Annotated in this window: 29 protein-coding genes; 1 reads left to right on the forward strand and 28 read right to left on the reverse strand. The window is 69.9% G+C overall.

The window, feature by feature from the left end; all coding sequences use genetic code 11:
* Nucleotides 1-11: 11 nt before the first annotated feature.
* Complete coding sequence (locus tag F0357_RS17315) at nucleotides 12-377, forward strand: hypothetical protein (RefSeq protein WP_153484978.1); 366 nt, start codon at nucleotides 12-14, stop codon at nucleotides 375-377.
* Nucleotides 378-534: 157 nt separating this feature from the next.
* On the opposite strand, the gene F0357_RS17320 is transcribed toward F0357_RS17315, so the two are convergent.
* From F0357_RS17320 to F0357_RS17450, 28 genes are all read right to left on the reverse strand, one after another.
* The gene (locus tag F0357_RS17320; RefSeq protein ID WP_153484981.1) at nucleotides 535-1,164 is read right to left on the reverse strand and encodes a hypothetical protein; all 630 of its coding nucleotides are present in this window, start codon (nucleotides 1,162-1,164) and stop codon (nucleotides 535-537) included.
* Between the two features lie 4 nt (nucleotides 1,165-1,168).
* Nucleotides 1,169-2,605, reverse strand: a complete 1,437-nt coding sequence (locus F0357_RS17325) for a phage head spike fiber domain-containing protein (protein WP_153484983.1) — start codon at nucleotides 2,603-2,605, stop codon at nucleotides 1,169-1,171.
* 3 nt (nucleotides 2,606-2,608) lie between these two features.
* Entirely contained in the window at nucleotides 2,609-4,060 is a 1,452-nt protein-coding gene (locus F0357_RS17330) for a phage head spike fiber domain-containing protein (protein ID WP_446689051.1), read from the reverse strand.
* Nucleotides 4,057-4,647, reverse strand: coding sequence for a DUF4376 domain-containing protein (locus tag F0357_RS17335; RefSeq protein ID WP_153484989.1), 591 nt, complete (start codon nucleotides 4,645-4,647; stop codon nucleotides 4,057-4,059). Before F0357_RS17335 ends, F0357_RS17330 begins: the two co-directional genes overlap by 4 nt.
* Nucleotides 4,648-4,652: 5 nt before the next feature.
* Nucleotides 4,653-5,768 (reverse strand): glycine-rich domain-containing protein, encoded by a 1,116-nt coding sequence (locus tag F0357_RS17340; RefSeq protein ID WP_153484992.1) that lies wholly within the window; start codon nucleotides 5,766-5,768, stop codon nucleotides 4,653-4,655.
* A gap of 13 nt (nucleotides 5,769-5,781) precedes the next feature.
* A complete protein-coding gene (locus tag F0357_RS24200; RefSeq protein ID WP_208948395.1) occupies nucleotides 5,782-6,528 on the reverse strand; it encodes a YmfQ family protein in 747 nt (248 codons plus the stop codon).
* The gene (locus F0357_RS17350) at nucleotides 6,525-7,667 is read right to left on the reverse strand and encodes a baseplate J/gp47 family protein (protein ID WP_208948396.1); all 1,143 of its coding nucleotides are present in this window, start codon (nucleotides 7,665-7,667) and stop codon (nucleotides 6,525-6,527) included. The genes F0357_RS24200 and F0357_RS17350 overlap by 4 nt, the downstream gene beginning before the upstream one ends.
* Entirely contained in the window at nucleotides 7,664-8,167 is a 504-nt protein-coding gene (locus tag F0357_RS17355; RefSeq protein ID WP_312861645.1) for a phage GP46 family protein, read from the reverse strand. The genes F0357_RS17350 and F0357_RS17355 overlap by 4 nt, the downstream gene beginning before the upstream one ends.
* Nucleotides 8,168-8,191: 24 nt before the next feature.
* Complete coding sequence (locus F0357_RS24205; protein WP_208948397.1) at nucleotides 8,192-8,755, reverse strand: phage baseplate assembly protein; 564 nt, start codon at nucleotides 8,753-8,755, stop codon at nucleotides 8,192-8,194.
* Nucleotides 8,752-10,023, reverse strand: a complete 1,272-nt coding sequence (locus tag F0357_RS24210; RefSeq protein ID WP_208948398.1) for a phage baseplate assembly protein — start codon at nucleotides 10,021-10,023, stop codon at nucleotides 8,752-8,754. The genes F0357_RS24205 and F0357_RS24210 overlap by 4 nt, the downstream gene beginning before the upstream one ends.
* Nucleotides 10,020-11,288: a DNA circularization N-terminal domain-containing protein gene (locus tag F0357_RS17365; protein WP_153485003.1), complete on the reverse strand. Its 1,269-nt coding sequence runs from the start codon at nucleotides 11,286-11,288 to the stop codon at nucleotides 10,020-10,022. Before F0357_RS17365 ends, F0357_RS24210 begins: the two co-directional genes overlap by 4 nt.
* A complete protein-coding gene (locus F0357_RS17370; protein WP_153485006.1) occupies nucleotides 11,289-13,631 on the reverse strand; it encodes a phage tail tape measure protein in 2,343 nt (780 codons plus the stop codon).
* Nucleotides 13,632-13,791: 160 nt separating this feature from the next.
* Entirely contained in the window at nucleotides 13,792-14,256 is a 465-nt protein-coding gene (locus F0357_RS17375; RefSeq protein WP_153485010.1) for a hypothetical protein, read from the reverse strand.
* Nucleotides 14,253-14,618, reverse strand: coding sequence for a phage tail tube protein (locus F0357_RS17380; RefSeq protein ID WP_153485012.1), 366 nt, complete (start codon nucleotides 14,616-14,618; stop codon nucleotides 14,253-14,255). The genes F0357_RS17375 and F0357_RS17380 overlap by 4 nt, the downstream gene beginning before the upstream one ends.
* A gap of 45 nt (nucleotides 14,619-14,663) precedes the next feature.
* Nucleotides 14,664-16,148, reverse strand: a complete 1,485-nt coding sequence (locus F0357_RS17385) for a phage tail sheath subtilisin-like domain-containing protein (RefSeq protein ID WP_153485014.1) — start codon at nucleotides 16,146-16,148, stop codon at nucleotides 14,664-14,666.
* Nucleotides 16,148-16,387 carry a DUF2635 domain-containing protein gene (locus tag F0357_RS17390; RefSeq protein ID WP_153485016.1) on the reverse strand — a complete coding sequence of 80 codons (240 nt, stop codon included), beginning with the start codon at nucleotides 16,385-16,387 and terminating at the stop codon, nucleotides 16,148-16,150. Before F0357_RS17390 ends, F0357_RS17385 begins: the two co-directional genes overlap by 1 nt.
* A 12-nt stretch (nucleotides 16,388-16,399) precedes the next feature.
* Nucleotides 16,400-16,960 (reverse strand): hypothetical protein, encoded by a 561-nt coding sequence (locus F0357_RS17395; protein WP_153485019.1) that lies wholly within the window; start codon nucleotides 16,958-16,960, stop codon nucleotides 16,400-16,402.
* Entirely contained in the window at nucleotides 16,960-17,406 is a 447-nt protein-coding gene (locus F0357_RS17400; protein WP_153485021.1) for a DUF1320 domain-containing protein, read from the reverse strand. Before F0357_RS17400 ends, F0357_RS17395 begins: the two co-directional genes overlap by 1 nt.
* Nucleotides 17,403-17,570 carry a hypothetical protein gene (locus F0357_RS17405; protein ID WP_153485023.1) on the reverse strand — a complete coding sequence of 56 codons (168 nt, stop codon included), beginning with the start codon at nucleotides 17,568-17,570 and terminating at the stop codon, nucleotides 17,403-17,405. The genes F0357_RS17400 and F0357_RS17405 overlap by 4 nt, the downstream gene beginning before the upstream one ends.
* Nucleotides 17,571-17,634: 64 nt before the next feature.
* Entirely contained in the window at nucleotides 17,635-17,997 is a 363-nt protein-coding gene (locus F0357_RS17410) for an HI1506-related protein (protein ID WP_153485024.1), read from the reverse strand.
* Nucleotides 17,998-18,008: 11 nt separating this feature from the next.
* Entirely contained in the window at nucleotides 18,009-18,902 is an 894-nt protein-coding gene (locus tag F0357_RS17415) for a Mu-like prophage major head subunit gpT family protein (protein ID WP_153485026.1), read from the reverse strand.
* Between the two features lie 12 nt (nucleotides 18,903-18,914).
* The gene (locus tag F0357_RS17420) at nucleotides 18,915-19,316 is read right to left on the reverse strand and encodes a hypothetical protein (protein ID WP_153485029.1); all 402 of its coding nucleotides are present in this window, start codon (nucleotides 19,314-19,316) and stop codon (nucleotides 18,915-18,917) included.
* Entirely contained in the window at nucleotides 19,316-20,326 is a 1,011-nt protein-coding gene (locus F0357_RS17425; protein WP_153485032.1) for a phage protease, read from the reverse strand. Before F0357_RS17425 ends, F0357_RS17420 begins: the two co-directional genes overlap by 1 nt.
* Nucleotides 20,327-20,534: 208 nt before the next feature.
* Nucleotides 20,535-21,059, reverse strand: coding sequence for a phage virion morphogenesis protein (locus F0357_RS17430; protein ID WP_153485036.1), 525 nt, complete (start codon nucleotides 21,057-21,059; stop codon nucleotides 20,535-20,537).
* Between the two features lie 131 nt (nucleotides 21,060-21,190).
* Entirely contained in the window at nucleotides 21,191-22,537 is a 1,347-nt protein-coding gene (locus tag F0357_RS17435; protein WP_208948399.1) for a phage minor head protein, read from the reverse strand.
* 250 nt (nucleotides 22,538-22,787) lie between these two features.
* Nucleotides 22,788-24,392, reverse strand: a complete 1,605-nt coding sequence (locus F0357_RS17440; RefSeq protein WP_153485047.1) for a DUF935 domain-containing protein — start codon at nucleotides 24,390-24,392, stop codon at nucleotides 22,788-22,790.
* Entirely contained in the window at nucleotides 24,392-26,011 is a 1,620-nt protein-coding gene (locus F0357_RS17445) for a hypothetical protein (protein ID WP_153485050.1), read from the reverse strand. The genes F0357_RS17440 and F0357_RS17445 overlap by 1 nt, the downstream gene beginning before the upstream one ends.
* Complete coding sequence (locus F0357_RS17450) at nucleotides 26,008-26,583, reverse strand: phage protein Gp27 family protein (protein ID WP_153485053.1); 576 nt, start codon at nucleotides 26,581-26,583, stop codon at nucleotides 26,008-26,010. Before F0357_RS17450 ends, F0357_RS17445 begins: the two co-directional genes overlap by 4 nt.
* Nucleotide 26,584: the final 1 nt, after the last annotated feature.

Genomic DNA, 26,584 nt, shown 5'->3' on the forward strand with positions numbered 1-26,584 from the left:
CCCTTCGGTCCGTGCTGGCCCGGACCCATATCGTCGGCCGGTCCACCCGGCTGGTCTGCGTCGTCTGCCGGGTCGGCCTGCGCAACGAGCATCGGATGATCAGTATTCGCAGGATCTCGGTGTGCAGGATCCGCAGAAATAGACTGAGCGATGGCCGCGCTGCTCAAGATTGTCAGTGCCGCGCCGACGAGGAGAATTTTCTTCATGTGTTCTTCCTTTCGCATGCCCCAACGAGAGAACGCACGAAGGACGGAAAATCCGACGCGAAAACGGATGACAAATTCGTAAGGTTGCGGCGGATGCTGGAGGTATCGAAGGTCCCCGCTGGCGGCTCGTTCCTGGCCACGGTGCGCTTCGCACGCCGAACCCCACCCTGACCGGCTGCGCCGGTCTGTCCCTCCCCCTGGCAGGGGTGAAGCGCGACACTTGATCCTGTAGCGCGGGACACATGAATTTGGACCACGAATCACGGCGCCTCAGCGGCCTCTAAGGGGTGCGTCAGAGCACCCTTATAGCGCACTCACGCACCCGCCGTCATAGCGCCGCCGCCGCGCGAAAAAACGCATCGATGTCGATGCCCGTTGCCGCTCCGATAGCCGCCGCGAGCGGGGTCGCTGCCTCGAACGTGCCCGCCGCCGCGACGAGCATACGGGCTCCGAATTGCTTGTCCGCGGGAAGCGCGGCGATCACGGCCTCGATCGCGGCCGGAATGTCGCCGCGCGCCGCTGCCGCGAGCGCCTCGGCCTCGGTGATGAGGCCGAGGCGAGCCGCCTGCTCGAAGAACTGCCTCCGCGAAATAGCGGGGGGCGGCGGCGCTGCCGGCGCCGCGATCGAAATCCCCGCGTCGGCCGACCCTGCCCACATCGGCACGATCCGCGCGCCGACGATCGCCTCGGCCGTGCAGTCGGTGGCCGCCATCGTCGCCGGGTCGATCGTCGCCACCAGCGTCGCGCCCTCGATGGCACCGCCCGAGATCACCCAGGCACCGGGCAGCGTGACGGCCGGGGTCGCGATGTCCCGCGCGCCCGTCTCCGGATCGGGATCGCCCCACACGGCCGGCGCCGTCACGAGGTCGACGGCGAGCGTCGAGCCCGCCGCCACCTCGTGGAGCGCATCGAGCGCCACCGCGCGCGCCGCATCGTCCTCAAAGCGATAGAGCCACATATCGTCACCATGAGAGGCTGGAGAGGGCGGCGAGTTGCGCCGACGAGAGCGCGCGCCGGAAATAGACGAGGCGGCGCACATAGAAGGCAAAGCTGGCCGACAGCGCGATCGTCGGCGTCGTCGGCGTCGGGGCGACAGCGCCGCTCACGACAGCGGCGGCTGAGCCGTTACAGGAATAGGCGAGACCGGCACCCGCCTGCCAGCGCAGCACGGCCCGCGCCGGCTGCCCCACGGGTACCACGGCGTCACCGCCGCCCACATAAACTCCTCCGGTCGTGATGTCCGCGCGCGCATGCAGCACACCGGCCTGTGACTGAAAGCCGGCCGTCCAGCGATTGTTGTACGTGCCATCAGCGAGGATCGAGATGGTCGCATAATCTGCCTCGACCCTGTTCGGGATCGAGGCTGCCATCAACTCGGCCATCATCGTGCCCCCACCCGGCGCGAACAGGCCCGGCGTGATCAGTGGCACACTCAAGCTGTCCGCCGCCCGCGTCACCGGCGCCGTCGTCGTGGGCAGCCGGGACGTGTCAGAGTGGCCGGCCTCAAGCTGCGCGTCCCAGACCGCGACGGTGTATCCGGCGCAGTTGTAGATCGGATAGATCGTGATCGTGCCGCTCGCGCCCGCCGTCGCGGTGATCGAGACGCGCTGCCAGACACCACGCACCAGCGTCACATTGGCCGTGCTGCGTTGGGCCGCACCCGAAGCACCCGGCACGTCCATGGCAATGTTCGACGTCGTCAGGCTGTCGCCGCCATCGACCAGCATGAGGCGGACCGAAAACCTGTAGGTCACGCCGGCGGTCGCCGCGATGCCGCTCTGCGCCACATAGGCAGCAGAGGCGGCCGACATCCGCAGCAGTCGCGCCGCGCCGCCGTCGGGCGCCGTCGCTGCAACACCAAGCACGCTCGCGTTCGCGCCAATCGTCCACGGCGACATCGAGATGTCGTCCGATTGCAACGCGGCCTTTGTCCGGCTCGGCTCGAAGAGCGCCCCGATCCGCTGGCCGCTCGCGTCGAACTCGTGCCGCGCCACGCCCGCTGCCGCCATCAGCGTGGTGCCGGTCGGCCCGAGATAGGTCGCGATCGACGGGCGCGGAAACGACCCGCCGAGGCTCGCCGCCCAGGCGCCCAGGTCACCCGATACGACCCCGACGTCTCGGCCCCAGTAGGCCCCGCCGACCGGCGACAGGACGAGGTCCGGCTCGCCGCCGGCGACCGTCGCGATCCGCTGCATCTCGCCGGCCATCGCGATCGCCGCCGCCGGACCATTGAGCGTCGAGGCCAGCACCTGCGTGCGGCCCAGCGCAGCGCGGGCAGCCCCGCCGGCGCCGAGCAGCGCCGCCGGATCGAACCGCACGCCGGCTGCCGAGCGGTTGTGCCCGACCACCGCACCGCCCCCGAGCGGGTCCGCGAGCTCATAGCTGTCGAGACGAGCCATGGATCACCACGTCGTCACGGAGAGCGCCTGGAGCTGCGCGTCCGAGAGAGGCGTGCGCCAGTAGGCGAAGCGGCGGAGGTGCGCCGACATCGTCGAGGCGAAGAACAGCGCGATCGGCGTCGGACTGGCAGGTGGTGAGGATCCAATGCCGGTCGGCACCCGACCATTGATCGACCACCTCATCCCGGCGCCCCACGTAGCCGTCATGCGCACCACGGCACCAGCCGCGACGGCAACCTCTTCCGAGCGACCCAACTCGCCGGACGCGCCGAGCGCGATATGCTGAGCGTATAATGATCCGGACTGCCCCCGCAGGCGCGCCAAAGCCCCGGGATTGGCCCATGTGCCCCCGCGCTGAAAGCCCACGTCGAGCACTAGGCTCGAAGCACCTGCGGGAGCTGCGGGGACGCTGGCCTCGACCAGGTACGTACCCGCCATCGTTGAGAACGACGATGGTTCCATCAAGGGGATGGATGCGTAGTCCCCCGCGCGCGTCACCGGCGCCGTGGTCGTAACAATGTTCGACGTCAAGGCCGAACCGACGCCAACCTGAGCGCCCCACACAGCGACTTGATAGCCGCCGTGGTCATAGATCGGGACGATCGTCATCGTCCCGTTGGCCTGCGTCGTCGCAGTCACGCGCACGCGCCGCCACAGCCCTTTGACCAGCGTGACCGGCTCGGCCGTGGCGCGCGATACCGCATTGCCGGCGTCGCGAACGTCCAATGCGATGTGATTGGTGGTGAGCGTATCCCCACCATCGACGAGCATGAGCCAAACGGAGAATGTGTATGTCGTACCCGCGACGCCGGTGATCCCACCCTGCGAAACGAACGCGTTCGCGGAGGCAGACATGACGAGCACCTTGGCGGCGGTTCCGTCCGGTGCGGTCACCGTCGGCCCGGCAATTGAGGCGGCCGGGCCCAGCCCCCACGGCGGCACCGAGATGTCGTTGGAGCGCAGTGCCGAGTTCGTCTCGCTCGCCTCCGTCAACAACCCCTGCCGATCACCCGTCACCGGGTCGCACGCGAACCGCGGCACGCCCGCCGCCGCCGGCAGCATCAGCCCGGACGGCCCGAAATAGGTCGCCGCCGACGTGCGCGTGAATGCCCCGCCCATGCCGGCGCACCACGCCGCGAGGTCGCCCGAAATGCTGCCGACATCCCGCGCCCAATAGGTGCCCGCGAGGGGCGACATCACCATGTCGGGCTCGATGCCGGTCACCGCCGCGAGCCGCCGCTGCTCGGCCGCCATCTGCACGGCGGCGGTGGGCGCCGAAATCGCGGCCGCCGTCGCCGCGAAATTCGACGCCAGCGCCTGCACCGCCGGCCCGGCGCCGAGGAGCCCGGCGACGTCGTAGCGGACCGTCCGGCCGTTGCTGTCGTGCCCGATCGCCGCGCCGCCGCCGCCGGCGTCACCCCACGGCAGCGACAGGAGCCCTCGTCCCGTGCTCATTCGGGCCACCCGGCCGTGATGTCGATCGCCGCGAGCGCCGCCTCGTCGCCGGCCGCGAGCGCAGCATCCTTGAGCGCGCGCGCGGCCTGCCGAAGCGCCGCCGCATAGCCGATCGCGGCCGCCGCGAGGGCGAGGCCGTCTTCGGCCGTCGGCAGTGGGATGCGGCTGTTGTCGACCGCGATCCAGCCGGCCGCATAGCCCTCCGGCCACGCGACGGCGAGCCCAATTGCCGACTGCGCCACCGCCGCCATGGCGGCGAGGCGCGACAGCGAGGCGTCGTCGATCGCGACACGCCGGCCGTCATAGGCCGCGCCCTCGCGGGTCCTCACCGCGAGTTGCCCCTCGATCGCGGCGATCAGATCGGCGCGCTCGTCGTCAAGCGGCCGAGGCGGCGGCATCAGCCGGCCGTCCCGGAGCACCCAGCCGACGCCGGCGTCGTCCTGAATAATCCACCGTCCGCCGCGCGCCGCGGCGCGAGAGGTGTTGCCCCACGTCGCCGCCACGCCGTCGGCCGACAGCACGACGTCGTCGCCGACCACGATGGACGCGATCACGATGCCGTCCCGAGTTTCGTGCAGCACTGTCATGTCGCTCACCACGTCCACTGGTACATGCAGATGCCTTGCTTCCCGGCACCGCTCGCGTAGCTGGAGCCGGTGTTCGAGGGGTCGTAGGCGCCGCCGCCGCCGCTGCCCCATGCGGAGCCCACGATGCCGGCAGGCGATCCGGCTCGACCGCCGCCGCCCCACCAGGATGGCCCGCCATATCCAGAGAGCAGTTGCGCGGCGCACTGACCGTCGCCGCCCCAGCCGCCGGGGATCAGGACGCATTGCGCCGGCACCGTGGCGCCCGAGCTGCCGCCACCCGATCCGCCCGCCGTGCTGGCCGGCGCGGTGCGGAGACCGCCACCGCCGCCGGGCGCCACAGCGAGAGTGCCGAACGATGAGGATCCGCCGCCGTTCCCGGGATTGGCACCCGACACCGCCACCCCGCCCGCGCCGATGGTGATCGAGTAGGTCGCCCCACCAACGATATCGATATGACCGATGATGCTCGCCCCCGCGCCGCCGCCGGCGCCGCCGAGTGTCATCGCCGAGGTGGTGCCCTGACAGCCGCCACCGCTCGCGCCGCCGCCCGTCAGCACGAGGTCCACGCCCGTCGCGTAGCTCGGCGCGACGACGGAGCCGGTAACCGTCACGAATTGCGGGAGATTGAGAGCGCCCGAGAACGACCCCTGATCCGCGATATGACCCGAGGTGCCGTCGATCACGATCCGCGCGGGCACGCCGGCGAGGAGCATGCCGGCCGGAAGATTGGCCGAGCCCCGCCATTTGAGCGGGAGGGCGGCCAGCCCGTTGACCGCGAGCGTCGCCGCACCCGCAGAGTTGCTTGCGGCCGGGATGATCGTCAGCTCGCGCAGCTCTGCGTAGCTCGCCGGTGCGGGCGTCAATGTGGCCGTCAGCGCGTTGCCCGCGCCGCCGCCGGCGACGTAGGACAAGGCCTGCGAGCGCACCGCCCGCAGCAACTGCGTCAGATCGGAGGCGCTTGGTGCCTGTCCCGACCCGGTGATCAGGTTGACGAGTTCGCGGAGAGGATGCTCGATTGCTGCGGCCCGCGGGATCGATCCCTTAACCCCCGCAGACGGATTGCCGTCGACATACCCCGCGTTCGCATCGCCGCCGTCGTTGTACGGGCTGACATATTTCATGCCGCGCTCCCTTTCATGCCGCGGTCCCATAGGAGAATGTGAGATCGGTGTGCGCGGGCTTACGGCGCCGCACGTAGCATTCGAGGTCGGTCGCCGCGTCGAACCGCACCATCGGATCGACGCCGCACTCGCCGCCGTCGCCCCCCGTCCGAAACCAGACGAGCGGCGCGGAGAGCACCGTCATGATCCACGTAAACCGCAGATCCTCGGGGCCGATTTCCCACCGCGGATAGACCGCCACAGCCGCTTCGAGCGGCACCCCGTCCTCGTCCACGATCGTCGCGGCGTCGCTGTCGAGCAGCGGCGCGATCGCGTTGGCGACCGGCACCGACGTGTCGCCGACCGAGGACACCCCGCACTCGAACGGCCGCGGCTCGGTGATGGTGACGTCGTAGCCGAGCGCCTCGGCGAGCCCGATGAAATAGCCGATGTTCGCCCCGCCGCGCGCGGTCCAGCGCTGATGCGCGAGCGTTCGGCGCTGCTGGAGCGAGAGCGTCGTCGGGTCGACGCCGCAGGGGTCGCGGCCGAGCACACGCTCCCAATCATCGATCGTGTCGGTCGCGGTACGCGGATCGATCTCGTCGAGAAAAGCCGCCGCCCGCCGCTCCACCTCGGCGAGGCCGTCGGCCCAGGCGGTCAGCACCGCGGCGATCATGCTGTCGCGGGTCCGTGGCAGCAGCCATCCCGGCGGGAGCAGCGTCAGCGCCTCGTCGAGGATCTCCGCCTCGTCCCGCGGCACATAGGGTTCGGCGGCGCTCACGTCAGAGCGCTCCAGGTGATCGCACCCACGATCGGCAGCTCGGTCGCCGCCGGCGCGATGTCGGCCGCCGGCGTGATGAGGCGGTGCGCATATTCGCCGCTCGCGGCCGAGATCGCCTCGTCGAGCCGCGACAGTCGCATCAGGACACCGATGCGCGCCTCGGTCGCGAAATGCGCCGCGACGGCTCCCGAAACGGCGGCCCGCACCGCCACCTGATCCGGATCGAGGGCCACCGAGATCGGCACCGGCACGAGCGTCGCCGCGACTGGGATCACGTCGGCCGTCACCGGCCGCACGCCATTCTCCGGCCGGACGCCGTCGAGATAGGTGCCGATGGCCGCGAGTTCTGCCGCCGTCGCGGCGCGCGGCGCCGACACGGTCCCCATGGCGACGACGACGCCGACCCGGCCGCGTCCGGCATAATTCTCGATGGCGGTGACGTGGGAGATCGCGAAATTGTTGCCCACCCATGCCCGGTAGTCGGCGAGATTGCCGCCATGCGCGGGCTCGCGAATTTCGGCCAGCAGTCGCGCGAGCAGCGAGGCGTCGGCCTCGATCGCCGCGCCGCCGGCGATGCCCTCGCCGTCAACCACGGCCTCTTGCGCCGCGAGCCCTGTGATCGGCGACACGAGCGAGAGCCGCGTCGCCGCCGCCGCATTTCCGGCGACGCCCGCGTCCACCGCCCGCAAAGAGAGCGTCGCGCCGCTCCCGGCGGAGACGGTCACCACCGCCGTCGTCTCGTAGAGCGTCGAGCCGGCGCCGCGCAGCAGCGTGCCGATCGGGATCGCCACGCCGGCCGTGCCGGCGGCGGCGGTTACCGTGGCGTAGCCGACGGCTCGCGTCGCCGCGCGCCGGGCGAGGCCCCAGATGCCGGCGTGCCGTTCGAGCTGTGCGCTCTCGGCCGTGTCCGGAAAATATTGCTGGCCCCACCACCAAATGTGGAGGTGCGCCTCGTAGATCTGCATCGCCTGCACGCGCAGCAGCATGGCGATCACGCCGCGCGGGTCGCGCACCGCGCGCGAGATGGCCGCCGGCGTCGCGTCGGGCGCGCGCGCGGCGACGACGGCGGTGAACGCAGCCTCGGCGCGGGTTTCGGCGCGGGCGATCAGCTCGGCCGGGGTCGGGATGCGATAGCTCATCCGCCCACCCGCCGCGTCAGCGTGATCTCGTGGCCGAGCACCGCGGCGCGAAACCCGAGCACCTCGGCGCCGACCCACGCGACCTCGATCTCGGCCGGCTCGCTCAGCTCGTCACCGGCCCAGCCGAGCGCTTCGGTCAGATAATGCTCGGCCGCGAGCAGGGTGATTTCCGTTTTCTTCGCCCGTTCGAGCAGCCACAACCTGGAGCCCGCGCGCCGGCGTTGCGCGTCGAGTGCATCGCCCGCCCAGCCTCGCCGCTCCGAGAGCGATGCAGGCTGATTGAGTTCGGTGATCCCGCTCGGCAGCGGGTCGTCGGTGCGCGCCCGCCGGTCGAGCCCGATCGACATCAGCATCGGCGTCACTGCCGTCGGGTCGAGCACCAGGTCGCCATCCTCGCCGAGGCTGAGGTCGGCGCGCCGGGTCGAAGCGTCGAAGATGAGCGCGAGGTCGATGAATTCGTTCATGCGCGCAGTGTCCGCGCGCGCGCGAGCCCCGTTCACACCCGCAGGCGCGGGTGCGTGTCGTCAGACATCCGGGTGCGGGTCTGCGCCGACGGTGATCGCGGCCGACGACCGGATGCCGTCGTCGGTGATCGCGATCCAGTGCGCCCCGCGGCGCATCTTGAGGTGCTGGCTGTCAGCCACGATCCGCGCTTCCTTCTCGTCGGTTCGCCGCACCCGCCAGCGCTCGGACGAAATCTCCGCCTCGACGCTCGGCACCTTCACGGTGACCGCCCGCGTCGCCATCACCTCGATCGACCCGTCGGCGTGGCAGACCACCCGCGAGCCGTCGAGCGAATAGAGCGCGCTGTCGCCGACACCGAGCTTGCCGAGCCGAAACGCCGGTGAGCCCACCGGCAGCGCGACGAGGTCGCCCTGATCGCCGCCGACCGCGAGCAGCACGACGGTGCCTCCGGCCGGCGCCACCGAGGCGACGCCGAACGGCTGGATCACCTCAATCCCCGTCCGGTCGATCCCGGCCCACATCGTGACGTCGGCCGTCTGCGTCTCGCCCTCGTCGTTCGCGGCGGTCATGACGCCGCGCGACACGAGCCCCCGGATCTGATGGGCGGTCTCGCGGTCGGTCATGTCGTCAGCCGCTCTGCGGTCCCGTCGAGCGCGACGGCTCGCGCCTTGCGGTTCGTGCGGCGATCCGCGACCGGCTCCAGGTCGTAGGCGTCGGGGCTGACGAGCCGCAGCGTCGTCTGCTCGGCCTGACCGTCGCCGTAGGAGTAGCGCACGCCGGCGATGAGCCGGTCGGCGGCGATGCCGGCATAGCTGTCCACAACCCCGGCCAGCACATTGAGCCGCCACGGCTGGCCGTCCCTCATCGTCCAGCCCGAGACCGTGTGTTCGAGGCTCTCGGACCGGGCGCGCGCGACGCGCATCGCCCATTGCGCCTGTGTCGTCGCGCCGGTCGCCGTCGCCTCGGTGCGCGCCATCATCACGATCGGCCGATAGCGCCCGACCTCCTCGTCGACCGCATCGCCGCGGATCGCGGTGCCGAGGCGCTCCCGGCCCGTCTGCGCGGCGATGATCGCGGATGGATCGGTCGGCAGCGGCTCGGCCGTGCCGTCGAGGCCGGGCGCCGATCCGCGCGCGCCGCCAGCGCGCGAGGCCTGTCCCTTGACGATGTAGTGCGAATATCGCTCGCGCAGGGAGACACGCCAGCTCTGCCCGGCCACCGTGCCGGGCAGCATCAGCGGGTCACTGACGCGCGTCGCCCCGGTCCGCGTGATGAGCACGGACCCGACGCCGTCCGAGGTGATCAGCGCACCCTCTTGCCGAGCCCACTTCTCGATCGCCGACATCGCCGTCTCGCCCACGTCGATCGAACGGTCCCGCGTCGTGGTGAGGCCGACGTCGTCCCGGACCTGGAGCCCAAAGGGTTTCACCACGCGCTCGATTGCCTGCTTGAGCGTCACGCCCCGCAGCTCCGCCGGCCCGTCGACCGTGGCGGCACAATCGACGAGGTCGCCGGTGCGGTCGCGGCCGCTCGCCTCGAGCGCGATCTCGCTGTCCGAGATGTCCGAGCCGACCTCGTCGAGATAACCCCTCAGCACCAGCCGGCCATTGATGAGGATCGCCACCGGCTGCCCCGCCTTCATGGCAGCCCGGAGGATCGGCGCGCTCGCCGCGATCCACGTCCGCCGCGACCGCTCGGCGTCGCGAAGAGCCAACCGGAACGATCCCGCGATATCGTCGAGATCGCGAACGACCTCGACCTGTGACCACTCGTCGAACGGCTGGTCCCCCACCAGCAACGTCAGCGCCCGCGTCGGGCGGATCGGCACGCTGTTGCCGTCGCCCGAGAGCACCGATCCGGCCACCGCGCCGACGAGGTCGAGCGCGCTCATGATGCGAGGATCTCGATCGGCCCGTCCGCGCCGGCGCGGGCCGGGTGCGGCAGGCGGTTGCGGCGACGGATGTCCGCCACCATCGGCGCCACCCGCGAAAGATCGTCACCCGCAAAATGGTGCGCGATGAGCCACACAGAGAGCGGCCGCGGCGGCGTGTAGCGGATGACGGGCGGCAGCCGCCCCACCACCTCGTGCATGTCGCGCCCGATCGCCGACCGCAGATCGGCGATCGCGGTCCACGCCGCCGCGGCGGCGCCGGCCGATCCGGTGAGCGTGCGGGCGAGCGCCTCCAGGTCGGCCGCGACCGCGCCGAGCGCGTCGTCGATCGCCACGCGCCAAGCCGCCGCCTCGTCGCGGCTTTCCCACGTCACAGCCGTCCCGATCTGCGCGGCCGTCGTCAGCGTTGCGGCGGCCGAGGCGACGCGCACCGCGGCGGCGAGCGTGCCGGCGCCGGCGACCGCACGGGTGTCCTCGGCCATCGTGAGCGCGGTCGCGAGCGTCGTCCGCGCATCGACCGGCTCGGCCGCGACCGCGCCGGCCGCGACCGCCACCGGCGACGGCGTCGTGAGCGCGGCGGTGGTCATCGGAGCCGGCAGCGCGGTGATCGCCGCACCGAGCGCGGCGGCCGTGTCAGCGCCGGCGCTCGACGAGGTGGCAGCGACGATCGCGCTGTCGTCGAGGCCGATCCCGATCGCACCACACGCCGTCGTCGCGATCAGCGCCGCCGCCGTCGCGGCCGACGTGCCGGCCGACCACGACGAGACGGTCTGCGTGTCCGAGCCGATCGCGGTGACGAGCGAGGCGACGGCCGAGAGCACCGTCGTCGCCGATCCGAGCAGGCCGGAGAGCGTCGAGGCGATCGCGGTGACGATCTCGAAGGTGGGCTGGATGTAGAGTTCGACCCGCGCGATCTTCAGCTCGGCCGTCGCGAACGAAATGCGGGCCGGGCCGACCGGCTCGACCAATCTGAACCCAAGCCATGGATGGATCAGCGTCGCCGGCCCGGACATTTCGAGGGCGGCCCGCATCGCCTCCGCCTGGACGATGTAATCGTCGCCGAGGACGAACCCGACGATGCGCATAGGCCCGTCGAACGCGCCCTGGTCATCCCACGACGGCCAGTCCAGGCCAGGGAAATAGGTCATGACCATCCGGCGCCCCACGTCCTGACCGGCGGTCAAGACGTAGAACGGGACGCCGCGATAGTTCGCGGGCAGCAACCCCGGCAGAGTGTCGATGTCGGCCGTGTCGAGCCAGCTCATTCACGGGCGCCCTTGGACAAGGCCGCGGTTCGGCGAGGTGGTGAAGGGCACGGGGCCGCGCGAGCGGGCCGACGTGACCTCGCTGCCGCCCGTCGCGCGAACGGTGATGTCGCCGCCGACATCGACACGTTGCGCCGGCGCCGCGGCGGCGGCCGGAGAGGCGGCGGCGGGCGCCGCGGCGGCACTGCCGCCGCCCCCGAGCCAGCTCGGCAGCGACGGCCACTGGATGAGGTTCGAGAGGTCGATCGAACCGATGGCGGCGACGATGCGGTTCGGCAACTCGGCGAACCACTGCACCAGCCGGTCGATCGCGCTTTTCACCGCATCGACGACCGCGTCGCCGAACCGCTTTCCGAGATCGCTCCAGGCGCTCGCGTCCATGCCGGCCATCGCCGACACGGCGTCGGTGATCTTGGCGGCGATCTTCGGCCCGAGGTCGGCCCACCCGTCGATCAGCGCGGTGACGGCCTTCGTCGCAAGATCGCGGGCGGCGGCGAGCGTCGTGTCTGCGCCATCGCCGATGGCGGCGGCGATCTTGGCGGGCACGCCGCCGGCCCATTCGGAGACCGACCCGGTCACCGTCGACAAGCTCGCTCCGATCCGTCCGGCGATCGTCGAGACGGCCGCGCCGATCGCGGTCATCGCGCCGAAGATCACGGCGGTGACCTTGGAGGCGATCCCGCCCGTGAGGTCATCGAGAAGCGCGATCATATCCGCGCTGATGCGGCGCAGGATGTCGAGCGTCCCCGTGAGCGCGCGACCGGCCCCGTCGCGCATCGCCGCGAGGCCGGCTTGCATGCCCGACCAGTCGCCCGTGAACAGCGCGCGCATGTACTGCACCCAGCCCTGCGCGCCGGCCGTGATACCGCCCCACACCCGCTCGAACAGCGGCGCGAAACCGGCCCAATCGGAATAGATGACATAGGCGACGGCGCCGAGCGCCGCCGCGACGGCACCGATCGGCGACAGCACGACGGCGAGCGCGGAGCCGAGCACGCCGAGCGCGGCCGATGCGATGGCCGCGGCCGGCCCGAGCGCCGCGAGCCCAGCGGTGACGAGAAGGCCGGCGCCCGCCCATGACAGCGCGGTGTCGATAAGGCCGGGCCACCGTGCGTCGACCGCCGCGATCCACCCGAGCAGCGCGGTGAGGCCGGCGTTGATCATGGGCAAGTTCGTCGCGAAGGCGCGACCGATCCGTCGGATCGCCTGTTCGCCAATCTCGCCGAAGCGGTCGAGCTGAGCCTGATCTCCGGCAAGGCGGCTCTGGAGGTCGCGGCCGGTGTCGGCCGGCGATGCGTTGCCCATCGCACCTGCGATCTGCTGGTAGCGATCCAGGTTCGCCATCATCGGCAACAGGAAGCCGAGCACCTGCTGATCGCCGAACAGCTTCCCGATCTTTTCGGCGCCGCCGATGCGACGCACCTGCTCCTCGACCTTTTGCAGAGCCGCGGCGTCAGAGAGGCCCGCCTTCTTCGCGGTGTCGAATGCCTTCGCCACGTCCTTGGAGGAGACGCCCGTGAGCTTCGAAACCTTTTGCAGCACAGCCTCGATCGGGTTGATCCCCTTGGCGACGGCGTCGGTCATCACGGCCCCGATGTCGACGCCCTTCTTCTTGAAATTCGCGATGGTCTCGGGCGACAGAAGCTTCGCCAGGAAGTTCTGCATGTTGTTCGCCGCAGTCGAGGGATCGGGTGCGCCCTGCATCGCGATCTGCAAGCCGGCGCCCAGCGTCTTGACCGCTTCCATGCCGGTGACGCCGAGCTGCGACATCTGCGCGGTCAGCGCCGGAAAATAGCGCGCCATCTCGGACAGCTCGAACCGCCCCTGTTTACCCGCGACGACGAGAGCGGCGAGCGCACGGTCCATCTGATCCGCCGGGACCTGCAACGCGTCCGACAAGGCGAATGCCGTCTTGGCGATATCATCCGTCGCGGCCCCGGACGCGGTGGCGACGCGAGCGATCGCCGGCAGCAGCTTGTCGATCTGCTTCGTGTCCATGCCGGCAGCGACCAGCACGCCCGCGGCGCTCGCCACGGCCTTGGACGTCTGAGCCGTCTCGATCGCCAAGCGCCCGAAGCGCTGAGACATCTCTGCGATCGACGCTTCGAGCTGCCCGCCGGATAAGCCCGCTGTGATGCCGATGTCGCGCAACTGCGCATCGAACGCCGCCGCGCTCGCGATCGGCGCGGCGAACGAGATCGACGCGATCAGCCCCGAGAGGACGCCGATCCGGCTCGCGAAATTCGACAGGCCCGCGAGCTTGCGCTGGAGGCCGGCAAGGGGAGCGCTCAAGGCATCCCGGAGACGGACTAGCACCGAGACGTCGAATTGCCGGCCGGCCATGGATCACCTCATTTGGATTGAGCACTCACCTCGGCTCGGTATGCGGCGAGGCAGTTGACCCAGAAGTCGACCTCGCTCCAGTCCATCGCGAGGATCGCCTCCGAGCCGAACCCCGTCTCGGCTGCAAGCGCTCCGAGACGGGCGTGTGCGTCGGTGGGGATCAGGCCAAAAAATGGAAGACGATCTTCGCGGCGCCGGCGATGTCAGCGCCGTCCATCCGATCGTAGACCGCCGACATTACGGCATCGCTCAAGCGGGTCGACCGTGCCATCGCCACAACGATCTTTGCATCGCCCTCCGTCGAGGTGATGGCCCTGAGCGCCGCTCCGTTGAGACGGTGAAAGCGCAGCTCTTCGTAGCGCTCGACGCGCGTCTTGCCGCCGGACGAGCGGATGGTGAGGGAGACCGGATAGCGCAGCGGGAGCGTCACCGAGCCGTCGTCGTTCTTCTTCGCGCGCGCCGGTAGCCCGCCCGCGACGCCGTCGTCTTCATCGACGACGGCGGCACTCTGATCATGCTCCTCGACCACCACGTCGACGACCGCGGCGGATCGCGGATCGGATCCGCTCTCGACGACGTCGGCGACCGTCGCGTCGTCGTCTAAGTTGATGTGCGTGCGCGTCACGGCATGATCTCCTCATATTTCGAGATGGTCCACACGAGTTCGAGCTTGCCGCCGTCGTCGCTGATCTCGGGCGGCCCGCTTTCGAGGAACGCGTCCGGGCAGATGTAGACGTGCCCGGTGTCGCAGCGGACTTGCAGCTCGCCCTCGTTCTCGTCGTAGAGTTCGGAATGCCGCTGACCCCGCTTGAGGACGGTCGAGATCGTGACCTTGCCCTGAGTGAACTCCTGCGACCGATGGACGTTGCGGCCAGCCACGACCGGATTGTTCTTCATGCCCGAGAGCTGGAGCTTGCCGGACTTCGGGATGACATCGTAGGCGACGCCCCTCCACACGATGTCGATGATGCCGAGAATTTGCGCCATGTTGCTTGTCCCTTGGGCGTCTCTCAGCGCCCGCTAAGAGCCCTGTCAGGCGAAGAATTCGAGACGACCCGCCAGCACCATCATGTTGCCGATGATGGTGACGGGCTGCCGGCTATTGACCCTGTTTCGATCGTCGCCGTCGCGCTCGAACACCGCCATCGCCGTCGTGCCGCCGGAGCCCGAGGAGCCCTCGATCCACCCGCGGTCCTCATAGAGGGTGCATCGGCCGCCCCACGTCGCGAGCAGGCGGCCCGGCGTGACCACCGCATCCGCATTCGCGGCCGCCCGGCTGCCGTCGTCCGCCAGCTTGTGGCGCGGGTACAGGAGACTGACATAGACGCGCCAGTCGTAGCGGATGCGCGACATGGTTTTGGGGATCATGACGTCGAGATAGGTGCGCCGATCGGGGACGCCGGCCGAGTTGGTCTTGTAGGTCGTCACCATCCGGTCGATAGCGACGGTGCCGTCGTCGTTCGAAATCAGCGACGTGATGCCGGCGCGCAATAACAGCTCCCACTCGTCGTCCAGGAACCGAGACGGAGCGAGCGGCGCCGAGATGCCCGCCAACGTCAGGCCGCGCAACTGACGGGCCGGATCGTTCGCGAGCTGGAACGCGGCGAGGCCCGCGGCGGCAGCCGCAATGCGCCACGGCGCGCTGTTCGATCCGTTGAGACCCAGGATCGTGATGAACGGCGAGTTCGACAGCCCCGCGAGCGTCGTCAATGCGGCGAACGTGCCGGCGCTGGCCGTGTAGAAATGGGCGTCTCGGCGGGCGGAGGCTATATAGCGCTCAGCCATCTCCGCGGCGGTTGCCGTGAGATTGGTCGCATCGACCCACGGCGCCACCCAGTCCGTGAACCATTCCGCGTTGTAGGCGTCGTACACGGTCTGAATGGTAGGGTTGGTTGCGCCGCCGCTCATCGCCGTCAGCGCGAGCGTGAGGCCCGCCGGCACTGCATCGCCCTCGCGGCGACTGTGCGCGATCGGGATGAAGTTTCCGCACTCCCCCTTGTGCTTGGACGTGAACGTGACCACCGTCGTCGCCGCCGTCGCGGTGACGATCAGCGGAACGCTGTAGCCGGTGACGGCCGCCGCGGCCGCCGTGGCTGCCTGCGCCGCCGTCATGCCGGCGGTGATCGTGACCGGGATGCGCTGATCGTCGATATAGAGCGCGATGACACCGCCGGCCGTCGCCGTCCCGGTGATCGTCAGCGTGCTCGTCGAAGCCGTCGCCGAGGCGGCGTCGAGCATGCCGACGGCGTAGAGGGGCGTAGTGCGATTGGTTCGCTTCCAGGCCTTCACCATCGCTTCGCCGATCGACCCGGCCCCGAACAGCACTGTGCCCTGTTCCGGCCGGGTGATCTGATATTTCTGACCGGGGATCGCCGTGCCGCTCGCGAGCTGCTGCACGACGAGCAGGCCTCGGGCGGGATATTCCACGAGGCCCTTGCGGTCGTAGCGGGGCGCGACCTCAAGCTGAGTGCCCGGCTTGTAGATGTCATAGGCGATCTCATCGAACGCGATTGCCATCACGCCGCTCCCTTCGTCTTCTTGCCGTCATCGCTGGCGACTTGATCCGCCGGCGCCGGCGCAACGGCCGGGCTGCTCGTCGTCGCCGGCGGCGCGACCTCGACGACGTCCCCGTCGGCGAGCCGGCGCCGGATGTAGCGCTCGGCCGTGTCCACCCAGGCGCCCTCGGCCGGCCAGGGTCGGCCGTCGGGCAGCGGGAGCGTCAGGCCGTCCGCCGGCCGCGCGTAGATGAGCGCCATATCGGCCTCCTGTTAGCCGCCCACCGGCAGCGTGATGTCGTCTGTCGGCGCCCCCGGCGCCGTCGGCCATGTCGTCGCGAGGCTGTCGAACTCCGAGAGGTCGCCCTCCCAGCCGAGCACGTCGCCGACCACGACATGCGTCGTCACCGGCACCACACCGAGGGCGAGTTGGAGCGATCCGTAACCGTCCGAGTAGGACTGCCGGATTTCGCCGGCCGCGAGCGATCCTAGCCCTGTGACGGTGAGGCCATGGACCGCCTTGGCCGCAGCCATGACGCCGCGGTAGAGACCCGGCGCTGCCGTCGAACCGAGAAACCGCTCGGGCAGCTTGGTCGAGGTGACGATGACGAGGACCGCGAACTGCGCCTCGCCACTGAGTACGCGACCGCCGCCATCGGGCCGGAAGCCCGTGAAGGCGACAGCGGCCACCGGCGCCTTCTTTATGAGCTGTTGCAGCTCATCAACCGTCATGGGCCACGGGATCGGCTCGATCCGCCAGCGCGCACCGAGCCCGTCGCGCAGCGCGCCGGCGATCGCCTCGTGCAGCAGGGTCAGCGGGTCCCGCTCAGCCATCAGCCGCGCAGCCCCGTCGTCTCGATCTCGCGCGGCCGGTCGCTGACACGCGCACCCGACGCGCCGGCGGCGCCGGCGGCGTCGGGCACCGCGAGCGAGACCGCGCCGTCGGCGAGTCGGCCGAGCCAGTCCGTCACCTCCTTGCGCGCAAGGCGCATCGCCTCGCTGCCGACGAGGTCCGTGCCGGTCGCCAGATCGGACCGCGCGAGCACGCAGGCGGCGCGGATGAGTTCCGGCGGCTCCGGCGTGATCGGCAGCGCGTAGCGGCGGCGGACATAGCCGTCGATCAGCGCGTCCGCGTCGCCAAGCGCACCCTCGATCCGCGCCCGCTGCGCAGCGGTGAGATCGGCGACCGACGCCGGCGTTTCGCTGCCGGGCGAGGCCGCGGTGCAGATTTCGCCCTCCCCATAGCGCCGCACCAGATCGTCGATCGTCGCCCGTGTCATGCGCCCGCGTCCTCGCTGCGATCCTTGTCGCCAGCCGCCTCCGGCCACGTCATCCGCAGGATCAGACGGCCGGCCGCGTGCACGATTTCCTCGATGCTCACGCCGGCACGCCGAGCGCGGTCGGCCACCTCGATCAGCTCGTCCTCGAGTTCATCCGCGGTCATTTGCGTCGACCTTTCGGATTGGCCTCCGGAGCGCCGCCGGCGCCGGCCGGATCGCCGGCGCCGGTTACTTCGCTCTCGGGGGCATCTCGGGGATCGCGCTATCGGTGGCCGCCGCGGATGCCGGGTCACCCGCGGCGGCGTGGCTGGTGTCAGGGGTCTCGTCGGCGGCAACCGTGACATTCGCCTCCGCCGAGGCGGTCTCGGCCGAGACCGAGGCCGCACCATCTCCAGCCGCAATGGGGGTGTCGGACGTCGTGGTCGCGCCTTCGCGACCGTCGATCTCGATCACCGTGATGAGCGGCTCGGCTCGCAGCATCGCGAGTTCGTCCGCCGACCAGCGGTCCACCGGCCACGTGTGGTCGGCGGCGTGGGCGACGCCCGCCCGGCGCAGGCCGGGCCGGGCACAAAGGATGCGGATCGTGGACATCAGGCCTCCGCTCACATGAGCCAGTCGGCAACGAGCAGCTCGGCGGAGCGAACCCACTCGTTGTCGGCGCCCGCGGCGTTCTTCTCGTTGACCAAGATCCGTCGGCCGGCGGCCTCCAGGGCGGGCGGCACGATCAGAAGGTTCGGCCGCACCACCAGCGGCGAGCCGTCCCGCTTGCGCCGCGAGCGCATCGCGGTGCGAGCCGCGCTGTAGTTTTCCGCCGTCAGCTCGGCCTGCGAGCAGAACGCGAGCTGCCACATGCCGAACCCGGCATTGCAGCGGCCGTCGATGCCGTAGGTGAACTTCCGCCGCGAGAAGACGCGTTCGTCCGTGTCCCTATCCAGCGAGACGAATTTGAACGCGCGCCGCGGCTGATAGATCAGCGGCTTCACCACTTGGGAGGTGTCGACGAGGTACCAGCTCGGCCCGGAGCCCGCCTGGAAGTTCGATGCGCTGATGACCGCACCGCTCTCCGAAAAGCTCGCGTGGTCCGTGTCGAAGAAATATTGGCCATCCGGCCCGAACGAGGTGGAGCCGCGCTTGAGCAGCGGCCAGATGAGGCTGTCCGGGAACTCCGCGACCTGCTGTCCGAGCATCGCGGCGAGGGGCGTGTAGATCCCGATCTGATCGTCCTCGATCTTCTCGCGCTGGACGACGAGCGTGTTCTCGAACGTCCGGTTCTCGATGCGGAACGTATTGACGCCGACGTCGTGCTCGACGCGGTCGCCGATCCACTCGCGAATGGCCGGGATGTCGTCGAGGCGCGGGTACTCGTTCGCCGAACCGGTCGACGTGACCTCCATCGCCACGCGCTGCCATTGCGTCTGCGTCGCCGCAAACTGCGCCGTGTAGGCCGTGGAAAGGCCGATGTAGATGGACCGCAAGGCCTGCGGAGTGACTTCCATGGCGCGAACTCCTTAGCTGCTGACGCGGGTCCAGGGGGTGCCGGCTTCGATGCCGTCGAGCGTGCCGACCTGGAGGCGTGCGCCGCTGCTGCTGTCGAGCGAGACGGTGACATCGTCGACCGCGTAGACGGCCGCCCGCAGATTGGCGGCGGTGGGCGCCACGTCGAACGACAGGGCGTAGGTGCCGCGTTCCGTCCGGACGATGCCGCCGGCGTCGGCGCCGTCGCGGTTATCCGCATGATGCAGGCTGAGCCCCGCGATCTTGACCGCGCCGGCCGTACCCGCGGGGACCGCGAGGCCGGCCGAGGTCAGGGCGACGAGGGTGCGGGCGAAGATGCGCGTCGCGCCCTTGACCGGATAGCCGTATTCGGCGCCGCTCCGGCTCAGCGTAAACTGGTCGCTCGTCGCAGCCATCAGATCACCTCCAGCCCGAGCGCCTTGCGGCTCTCGATGAACTTCTCGCGGCTGATGCCCATCAGCTCGCACGTCTCGGCCTCTTCGGCCGAGAGGCCTCCGGAGGCCTGATCACCGGCCGGCGGCGCCACGCGGCCGCCGCTGTTGAGCACCGGCATCGCCGCGATCTCGCGCTCGACCGCCTGTGGGTCCGCCATGTGGCGGGTGATGTAGTGGTCGCGCAGCGGGTGCAGGCCGACCCGGCCGGACTTGATGGCGTCGTCGACCACGCGCGTCGCGACGTCGCGAGCGCGGGCGTTGCCGATCTCCGTGAGCTGCGTCTGCAACTCGACGACCGTCGAGCGCAGCTTGTCGACGTCGCTGGCGCCGCGCGATTGGAGCGTCGTCACGATCGCGTCCGGTTCGACGCCGTCGGCGAGGCCGGCGGCGGTGGCGATGCGCGACAGGGTTGCCGCGTGCGTGCTGACCGCCGTGCGCTGCGCGGCGATCGCCGCGAGCACGTCGGCCTCCGTCGCGTCCGCGCCGAGCCCGAGGGCCGTGCGAAGGGCGTCGAGGTCCATGAGAGGGCTCCGAGAGTGCAGTGAGGTGAGAGGCAGGTTCGGGTCGTTCGTCAGCGAGGCGCGCAGCACCGCCGCGATCGTGCGGTCCGCCGTGCGCACCGCGATCGCCGGCGACAATCCGCGATAGGCGCGCTCGGCGACGAGCGTGGCGCCGGTCGGGGTCCACTCGACCCGGCCCCAGATGCCGTTCGGTCGCGATTGTAATTCGACGATCCAGCCGCGCGCCGGCGCCGGCAGCCCCTTCGGGGCAGCCAGGTCGAAGGCGTGATTTTCGTCGATCGGAAGCTTCGCTCCGTCCGCCATGCTGGCGTGGATGACCGCCTCGGCGTCCCCCAGCCGATAGGGTCCGCGGCCGTCGGCGCCGCGGAAAATGCCCGACGGAACGAGGTGGACCCAGGCGGGCACCTCGTTGCCGTCGGCAGGCAGGGAGGAAAACAGTGCGATCTCCATGGGCCGAACATGGACGATCGCGCACGCGCCGATCACACCCGCGGATACGGGTGCGAGCGCGTCGAACCGGAAAGCGATTAGGAGGCTCAGGCGGCCCGCGCGCGGGCGAGGCGCGGGATCGGCCGAGGCGGGGCTTGGGGCCGCCTCTTTCGCCTCTTATGACCTCTTACGCCCTATCACACCGGCCCGCCGAGGGCGAGCCGGCGCGTCAAGCATGCGCCGCGCGGGCGACCGCACGGTCGAGCGCGTCCAGAATGGTCTCCAGGATCACGCGCTCTTCGTGCGGTCCGACGCCGATAAACGGTCTGGCGGGGATCGTCACAGACCGTGCATGCACGACGCGGTCACCGAGACGGAACACGAGGAAGGGGCCATTGACCGGCGTGATCGTCGCGCCCTCCTGATGCACGCCGGCATACACCTTGTTCGAGCCGACCTCGACACCGCTGGCTGACGCCCGGCTCGTGATCGAGCCCATCAGGCCGCCCCGCATCCCGGCCTCGCGCAGGATGCCTGCGCCGCGCTTGTTCGCGGCATAGGTCGCTTCGAGAGGCGCCCACGCCTTGCCCTGCGGATCGCTCTCCGTCTCGAAATGCGTGTGGACGACCTCGACCAGACCGACACCGATCGCGCGGGTCACCGGCGTCGTGTCGCCCATGAGGCGCTCGATCTGACGCAGTGCCGCGACAGCCTCCGCATCCAGGATCTTCACGCTGATCGATGCACCCGCCATGGATTTTTCCGTCCTTTCGGCCTATATTTCCCTTGCGGCGCTCAAGTCAGTCGGTCTCACCAGACCGCGCGTTATGCTGGGTTTCCCCACGGAGGGTTGACGACCTCCTGAGCGCCGCATCACCCCTCACATCATTGCCCCGGTCTCACCAGCGTCATGCCGCGCGTCAGCCGTGCGAACCGCCGCCGGCCGGATTGGCTGTAGGTCGGGACGATGAGCCGCTCGCCACCATCAGGCGTCGATGCGACCCGGATAATCGCCATCATCGAACGGCCGTCGATGTCGCCGTGCACGAGGATCTGACGATACCGGCCGGCGGCGTGATAGACCTCGCCGCGCTCGATCAGCTCGACGAGCCGCCCCCACATCTCCGGCGTGATCTCAGGGTGCGCCGTCGACGCGACGCCGCCCATCTGCTCGGCAAGCCCGGCGACCTTCGCCACACGGAACGCTGACAGCTCCACGGCCCGCACCTCCGTTTCCAGGGCGCCGGCCATTGCATCGTCGATATGCGCGACGATGACGGACCGATCGCGATCCGTGATGGCGCCCGACAGCACATCGGCACCGAACCGACGCACCTCCTCCGGTGCCGCCGCCGGCTGCGGTGGGATCGGTGCCCCGCTGGCTCGGCCGGGCGGAATGACGGTCGTCAGCTCGTCGTCGGCCCTACGCGTCGGCGCGGCGGCCGGTCGCGCGGCCGGGAGCGGACTGGCGGCAGGCTTCGGCAGCCGCGCACCGAGCGGCCGGCCGACCTTGAGCGTCGCGTCGGTCGGCATCTTGACCGGCCCGGTCCCGACATAGGCCTGACCGACATTGTAATTCCAGCCGGGGTCGATGCCGCGCGGGACCTGCTCGACCTTGCCCGTCGTCTTGTTCGTCCAGTCCCGATACTCGATCGGCGGGGCAACATCCGGCCCATCCTTGCCCCGCCGCGCGAGCGCGCGGGCGGACAGCGGCCGAACCCAACACGAGCATCCCCACCCATTCGGAGGATAATGGCTGTCCCACCACGGGTCGTCGCAGCGCAGAACGACGCCGTTCCAGCTCAGATGGTCATGGCGGGGATGTTTCGAGCCGCCATGGACGTACTCCCAGAAGGGGAACGCCGCGAGTGTCTCCGGCTCGACCATCTGGCGGTACCGCCCGGCCGCATAGGCGGTCGAGAGATTGGTCTCGTAGATGACCCGCGCGCGGAAATCCCTCGACCCGCTGTGCGCCCACCCGTGTTTGGCGACGAGCGCGTCGAACGTCTTCTCGAAATCCCGCAAGGTCGAGCCCGTCTCGGCCGCGCGGACGATCTCCGCCTGAAAATCGGCCGCCAGCGCTTGCGTCGCGGCACCCGCGACCGTGAATGCTCGCGCGTTGGCGTCGCGCCAAACGTCTCGATAGGTGCGGCTCGGGATCGCTGTCCTTCGGCGCAGATAGTCGATCGCTTCGACAGGCGGCAGGCCGAGCGCATCGGAGACCGTCGTCACCCGATCCCCCCGGCCGCCTCGATCGCGGCGCGCCGGCATCGGCTCCAGGCGCGGCCGAAGGCGGCCCGCGCCGCGCGCGTCCCCTCACGCCGCGCCCGTCGGCGCGCTCGCGCGACCACGCGGCGCCACAAAGCCGGCACCGCCCGCCAATGCTCCGCGCAGATCCATCGCTCGCCCGGCGCGATCGGCCGGTCGCCCGCGCGCGGGCCGCACGTCCGTCGGCAGTGGGGGACCTCGCACGAGAGCCGCATCACGCGCCCGCCCTCAGTTCGTCGAGCACAGCGGCGCGGCCGATCATGTCCGCGAGCGCCATCGCTTGCGCGAGCGCGCGGGCGAGGTCGTCGGGCGCGAGCTGGAGCGCCGCGAGGCGGCGGCCCGCATCGTCGAGGCTCGTCGCATCCTCGATCGCCGACCGCACCTCCTCCGTCAGCCCGGCGAGCGCGCCGGCGGCGTCCTGCGCGAGCTGATCCGTGAGCCGCGCCACCGTATCGGGCGAGGCCGCATGCAGCTCGACGAGATGGGCGACAAGCGCGCCCGGCCGGCGCGTTTGCAACGCCGGCGACGGGTCGACCGGCGCGGGCGCCGCCGGCGGCGTCGCCTGCCGCCCGCCGACGATCTCGACGTCCGCGCCGGCCGCCGGCTCGGTGAGCCCAAGCCGATCACGGATCTGGCTCGCCTCGACCCTAAGCCCAAGCGGCCCCAACTTGCTCACGGCATCGACGATCGCGGCGATAGGCACGTCGTCCGGTCGGCCGATCCGCAGCCGCGGATATTTCGATTGCGGGCCGAAGGTGAACGCCACCATCCGGTGGACGATCTGCTGGGTCACCGTCGCCGAGAGCAGCCGCGCGTCGTAGCGCTCCAGGTCCTCCTGCACCGCGCGGTGCGTCGAGCCGATCGCGTGCGAGCCGGGGGCAGCATCCGTGGTCGCCACCTGACCGAGGACGAGTTTCGAGACCTGCCGATCGAGCCAATCGGCGCGCTTCTCGTAGAGCGCCGAGCCATCCGAAGCCGACTTGGTTTCGATGAACTCGATCTCCATGGACCGCGGGATGATGGCAGCGCAATCGCCAGCGATGTTCGCGACCGCGCGCCACAACACCTCCCGGTCCTCTTTCGACGCGCTGGCGTCGTAGCGACCCACCCTTACGGGCTGCCCATAATTCTGCACGAAGGCAGCCCAGTCGCGGGCGGTGAAGGCCTTGTACATCCACGCCCAGCTCGCGATGCGCGCAATGCCCGAACGAGCGGTCAAGCCGCTCTTCGCTTTGTGGCGATGGATCATGAAGCGGTGTTCGGCCAACTCCTCGCCGCCGCCGACCCCGCGGAGCAAAGGCCTGTCGAGCGTCAGCGTATCCGGCTCGAACCACGTTGGCGATCGCCAGTCGAGCGTCGCGGGACGGTATCCGTCGCCGCTCCACTCCCACGTGATTTCGGTGATTGAGATGCCCTTGCCGATCGCGTCCAACACGTCGAACAAGCCGAGCCCCAGAGTGTCCTCTGAGACCCACTCGCGCACGAAATCCGCGTGGCGGACGTGATCAGCATCGTCGCTTGCCGCCTCGACCATGATCGGCAGTTGGCCCACCTGCCGCCGTCGCGTTCCGAGCACCGCGGTGTAATGGAGATCGCGCTCCTCAATGTCTTCGGCGAGTTCGTAGTAGCGCAGCGTGTCGCCGCCGGCGGCCGCGCGGTGGATCGCCGCCATGCGCGACGGCGTCATGCCGTCTGCGGGATGGCCCGAGATCGGCGAGCGCACGCCGGCAAGCGTCGGCCCGGCGATCGGTGGGCCGGTCAGCAAGTCCTTGTCGACCGGGCGCCCGTCCGGCCCGAGGATGGTTGAGAGCCGCGCCATCAGATCAGCCTCCCGCGCAAGCGCGGCAGATCGCGCCCCGCATCGTCCTCGTCATTCGGACCTGCCGTCCACGGATCGGCCGCCTCCTGCCGCGGCACGGGCCGGTAGCCGTATTCGACCGGCTGCGTGCAGCTCGCCGCATAGGCGAGCAACAGCGCCACGAAGCTGTCGCCGTGGCGTTTCTTGCCGTCCGCTCCCGTGGTGCGGGTCGGCGGAATGGTCGGGATGCCACCCCTCATGATGGGCAGTTGCAGGTCCGCCTTGATGTCACGGTCGCGCGGGATCGTGATCGCGCCGTCCTCGAAAGCGGCCCGTAAGAGGGGCGCATGCTCCACGTACCAACTCGCGGAGAGCTTCACCTGCTCGACGAGCCAATGGCCGTACCGTCCGGCAAACATCTCGGCGAGCTGAGCGCCGAGACCGATCGCATCAAACTTGGCGCCTGTGAACCGCAGTAGCCGGTCGCCGATGTAGCAGCCGACCTGGAATTGCTGCTCGAATGGAATGTTGGAGAGTTCGACCACGAATGGCGTCAGACGTTGCATCGACCTCGCAATCTGGAGCGGCCAGAAGACGGTGAGGTCGCGGACCCGCCCGAAGTCTCCACCGAGCACCGTGGGGCATTCCAGGTCCATCTCGTCGAGCAGAGGCCCGAGGAACGTCTCGCACCACTCGGCGATCTCCGCCCTGCGGATGGGTTCCGACAGGAGCGCGAACGCCGCGGGCTTCTCGATGCGAAGAACCGGAATGCCGTCCGCCATGCGCGCTTCGATAAGTGCGCCATTGAGGACGGCGCCGCCCCCTTGCGACGGAATGCAGTAGAATTCTTCGTCCGCTGCATCACCGGCGGCACTGATAAGTCCCGCGCGCCAACGCGCCTCGCCAGCCGCACTCCAGGCGATGCTTTGCTTCTCGCAAATCCGGCGATAGAGCCCATCCATCAAGGCGTCGTCGAGTGTGACACGCATCAGCGCGTAGGGCTTCTTGCCAGCGCGGATATCGTCGACCAGCCGGTTGAACGCATTGCTCTCGGTGAAGTGCGTGCTGATGATGAGGATCTTCCCGCCCCACATCAGGAACGGCACCGCGGCGTCGATGACGGCCTGAAGTGCGTCGTGGAACGCCGCCTCGTCGATGATCAGATAGCCCTGTCGACCGCGGAGCGATCGTGGCTTGGACGAGAGCGCGACGATCTCGTGTCCGGATGCGAAGCGGATGCGGAATGCCTGGATCGGCTGACCGTCGTCGTCGAAGAGAAACTCTTCCATCCCGGCGCCGGTCAGCGCCTCTTTGAAGCTTTCCGCCCAGGTGCCGCAGGTGTCGATGAACTCGCGGGCCATGTCGAGGTTGTAGCCCATATAAAGAACATCCATGCCGCCCGCCGATCGGCCGGCCGCAGCCGTCAGGACCGCATCGGCGGCAGCCGCCCAAGTCATGCCGGTGCGCCGCGACTTCTCGCACACCACCACCTGATGGATCGCTGTCGCGTCGAGCAGCTTGCGCTGATAGCGCAGCAGGATTTCCGACGTCTCCGAGGGATCGGCGCCGGCCCGCAGCGCGGCCCATTGAGCCTCGCTGATGGATCGCCCGAATGCCTCGCCGGAGAGCATCTGCATCATCCATGCTCCCGGATATGCAGGCCGATCGCAGCCTTCAGTGCCGCGATGCTCTCCGCGCCGCCGCCCTGCTGCTTGATGACCGTGTCGACGGCTTCCTCTGCCGCCTTGATGGCGCGTTCCTGCGCCCGCTTTTCGATGACGATCGTCCGCGCCACATCGTCCTTCGCGGCCTTGCCCAAATGATCGAGCGCCTTCGCGAGCTGCATGGCTTCCTGCGGGCTCAGCGCCGGATCGGCATCACCACCTTCCTCCGCTTCCAGCGCCGCCATCTGGATGCGGGTGAGGATGGCGTGGAGCATCGTGATGTTGCCGCGCACCACGCGCCCGTCATCCTCGGCGCCCAACTCCTTCGCGAGCGACGCGGCAACGATGCGCTGTCGCTCGACCAGCTCGCGCGCCCGCTCGGCCTGTTGAACATGCCGGTGCAGCGCCGAGCGCGACGGCACCACGGCGAGCGTGTCGAGACCCCGCAGCGCCGCGATGATCTCGTCGTAGGTCCGCCCCTGATCGCGCAGCCGCATGATCCAGTCGCGAACCTCGGGCGGCAGCTTCTTCACCGTCGATCGCGACATC

The sequence above is a fragment of the Segnochrobactrum spirostomi genome (assembly GCF_009600605.1).
Lineage (GTDB): Bacteria > Pseudomonadota > Alphaproteobacteria > Rhizobiales > Segnochrobactraceae > Segnochrobactrum > Segnochrobactrum spirostomi.